This window comes from Moorena sp. SIO4A1 (assembly GCF_010672065.1).
Lineage (GTDB): Bacteria > Cyanobacteriota > Cyanobacteriia > Cyanobacteriales > Coleofasciculaceae > Moorena.
On sequence record NZ_JAAHHX010001098.1, the window covers coordinates 1 to 1,002 of the forward strand.

Sequence of the window (1,002 nt, forward strand, 5' to 3'; positions counted from 1 at the left end):
TTTTTGTAGTTTTAAATATTATTAAATCTCAGCTAAAACAATGGTAAATAAGGGAGCATGTCACTTATGCAGAACATTTGTACGCTTATCTGGGTAATAGGTAATAGGTAATAGGTAATAGGTAATGGGTAATAGGTAATAGGTAATAGGTAATAGGGGGAGCATGTGACTTATGAATATTTGTACATTATCTATAGCCCCCTGATGGGTTTAAGCTTGCTCTAATGGGACATAGTACAACTGTTCTGCAACGCAAGACCTGCTCCCGGTAAATAATGCTTTTTGCTCCGTGATATTTGAAAGTATTGCCATAAATTAAGTCCTAGATATCCTCCATGTTGAGCTCAGCCTGGAGTAGTTTTAATTTCGAAATTAACCGATAATCAATCCTAAGTTATGCCGTGATCTTATCAGCTAAACAAAAGTACCCTCAAAGGTACTGTGAAGGTGGATTTATATCTGAGATTATAGAAATGTGTTGATTAAAAGTAATTGCAGCAAGAGGTAAAACCGATGGCTTACAAATACTATAATCCCTGTGTCTTCCAAGTTCCGATCAAATTAGAGGTACCCATTGTTCTCGATCTAGCTGTAGCTGCTAAGCCTAAGTGTTTTACTAAATATGAGGAAATGGAGCTCGAACAGGCGGAATGTAACGGAACTGGTACTGAGTCACCCGAACCGGTTATAGCGCTACGCGCAATGGCATTGGCAAGAGGCAAAATGCAAAAGTTGACTACAACAGCTTTTGCAGCTTTTATCAATGTCCTAACTTTAATGCGTAGTGCTATACAACTTAATCCCCTTAGGAATCTTTGAAAGGAATTTTTGACAGCTGGCTTTGAAGTAGTTTATAGGAATTAATTCCTGAAACCCCCCTAGGATCTAAGAGGTTGTCTGAGAAGTCTCATTTGCTACATTCAAGCCCCCTAAATCCCCCAATTTTGGGGGACTTTTAGAAGCAAATTGACTCTTGTTCCCCCCAAAGTTGGGGGGCTAGGG

General features: G+C 39.2%; 1 protein-coding gene. It reads left to right on the forward strand.

Going from position 1 to position 1,002, the window contains the following annotated elements; all coding sequences use genetic code 11:
- The first annotated feature begins 513 nt into the window (after positions 1-513).
- A complete protein-coding gene (locus tag F6K53_RS45560) occupies positions 514-819 on the forward strand; it encodes a hypothetical protein (protein ID WP_293087857.1) in 306 nt (101 codons plus the stop codon).
- The last annotated feature ends 183 nt before the right edge of the window (positions 820-1,002 follow it).